The 2560-nt window shown below is 53.2% G+C and carries 1 protein-coding gene and 1 pseudogene; both read right to left on the minus strand.

The genetic code is table 11. From position 1 onward, the window contains the following. Positions 1–384 (minus strand): annotated as a pseudogene (locus tag E1180_RS00190) (DUF5681 domain-containing protein); the annotation flags it as partial. Continuing rightward, a complete protein-coding gene (locus E1180_RS00195) occupies positions 384–1751 on the minus strand; it encodes a site-specific DNA-methyltransferase (RefSeq protein ID WP_155189081.1) in 1368 nt (455 codons plus the stop codon). The pseudogene E1180_RS00190 and the gene E1180_RS00195, both read right to left, overlap by 1 nt. Positions 1752–2560 lie beyond the last annotated feature (809 nt).

Consider the following 2560-nt stretch of genomic DNA (forward strand, 5'->3'; position numbering starts at 1 on the left):
AGGCAGTACCTTTATGTCATCCGGATGCGGCAACACTATTTCCGGGTCTTCACCTTTTGCAAGTGCCTGATCGAGCAGCTGTTGCTGAACGCCTTTGTATTTCTCCCCAAATTCAACATTGTCTTCGATTTTTCGCTGCTGTAGCTGCTGTGCGATGTTAATTTCATTGACAGCGTTGCTGAGCGCGTGGACCGACCCATTGGCGGCCATCTGCAAGAGCTTGCGTGAGACAACCTGATGAATGCTTACTTCCTGTTGTTCGCCCTCACTGACGATCGTGACCTTGCGGTCCGCTTCATCCAGAAGTGTCTGTTGCAACGGGGTGAGGGCAGGGCGCTCAACACTCGCTGCCGGGCGGCGGGACTTGTTTCTCTTTACCGCCATTACCGCGCTCCCTCGCCAGGCCAGCTCTCAGCGTTCGGTGCGATACTGCGTCCGGCCTCCGGTTTGGTCGCACGCTGGCGTGCAGTCTCGGCAAAAGACAGTTTGGTCGCAGACAAATAGGCCTGTTCTCCGGTCACCCGCTCAAACCGGCGTATAATTGTGTCGCAGTAAATCGGATCAATCTCGATCAGTCTTGCTTGGCGGCCACATTGATCGGCCGCAATCAAGGTCGACCCCGACCCGCCAAACACGTCCAGAACAACATCGCCGCGTTTTGAGCAGTCCCGAATGGCATCAGCTATGAGTGCTACCGGTTTGACGGTGGGATGCATGGCAAGTTCGGCCTGCCGGGTTGCTCCAAGAGAACTGATGCCCGGATAATCCCAGACGTTGGTGCGATAACGGCCGGTCTCGCCCAGACCAAAACTGTTGGTGTGGGGGGCGGTGCCTTTCTTGAACACAAAGACAAGTTCGTGTTTTGAACGGTAGAACGATCCCATACCCCCATTTGTCTTGTTCCAGACACACAGGTTCTTGAGGTCTTCGAACACTGAATGGCCTGCATCGAGCACCTCGCGCATGTGCCGCCAGTCCATGCAGACAAAGGCAATGGCCCCATCAACGAGTTGAGAAGCCGCAGCCCTCAAAGATTGAGTCAGGAAGTCGGTAAACCCCGCCTTCTCCATCTCGCCCGATGCCAGGGCAAATTCACGATGCTTGATGTTGCCAAGTCCACTGACATGTCCATCAATCGGAACGTTGTACGGCGGGTCGGTGAACAGCAGCGAGGCAGGCTTGCCGCAGCATAAGCGGCCGACATCCTCTGGCGAACGCGCATCACCGCAGAGCAAACGGTGCTGTCCCAAGTGCCAGAGATCGCCTGATTGTGTCACCACAGGGCCCGCCACCACCGGCTCGACATCATCCAAACTCCTCTCGGCTGTTGACGAAGCTGTCTGCGCATCACCAATGGTGAGGTCGATCTCTGCAGTCGAAAAGCCCAGATCCTCAATGTCAAAGTCTAGATCCAAAAGCCCCTGCATTTCTATTGCGAGCAGGTCCCGGTCCCAGCCGGCATTTTCTGCCAATTTGTTGTCCGCCAAGATGTAGGCCCGGACTTCGGTCTCTGACAGATGTGACAGCTTGCGAATGGGAACGGTGGTCAAGCCGATCAACTTTGCAGCTTCAACCCGGCCATGGCCGGCAATGATCGTGTTGTCATCTGCGACCAGAATAGGATTGCAGAAGCCAAAACGTTTGATGCTGTCTGCGATCTGCCGGATTTGTTTCTTGGAATGGGTCCGCGCGTTGTTTGCGTAAGGCACGAGGCGGTCAATTGGACACAGATCTTCGTTTGGCGGATGCATCTGCAGTCTCCATTTGGCCCGCCGTCAAGGCAAAGGGCCATGTTCGATTATTTGAATACGCTGGAACTAAGGAGAAGGTTACAGAACCCCAACCAAGGCCCGCAACAGGCCCAAAGCAGAAAGCAAAACTGTTTCTGATCGATGCTGTTGGTGTTAAAAAGCCCTTTAAAGACCCTTTAAGAGGTGTTTAAGTCCCGTTTAAAAGAATTTTGGTGCGCGAGGCTCAAAAACGGGCTCATTTTGTAGAATGATATTCCAATATGGCTGTGGATTTCGTTGATTGTTAGAATAGCAGGGTCAATGAGGCCTGCACGCGCCTAGGCCAAACCATTCAAAACGCACTCAGGCAAGTGCCTGACAATCCGCTCACAACACCAATCGCATAACTGCAAATGCGATCATACAACGGCAAGGGCTGCCAAAAACAGCTTGCGTATTGCCCCTGCGACCCCGGGTCTGGGTATCTCGCAACCGCCTAAATGGTGGACAATTCCGCGTATCGGCAATCCGATCCCGCGTAGCGACAATCCATTCCCGCTTAAAGACAGTCGTCTTGCGCTTAACGGCACGATATGGACCAGTTTATTCCGCTGAACCACGAATGTCAGATGCCCTGGATGCCTATCTCAATCACACGTCCACAACTGGAAAAATGTGTCGCCACGTTCAAGTTATTGAATAATAGCGATTTTCTGATTCTGACGAAGGTTCTTTCCGTGCTTCCGACCGCCATTTTCGCGGCAGAAAAGCCGAGACCGGTTCGCTGAATAAAAAATGCACAGCCATTTTCCTCAGAATTTCAATATTTT

This window comes from Roseibium denhamense (assembly GCF_009711415.1).
GTDB classification, from domain to species: Bacteria; Pseudomonadota; Alphaproteobacteria; order Rhizobiales; family Stappiaceae; genus Roseibium; species Roseibium denhamense.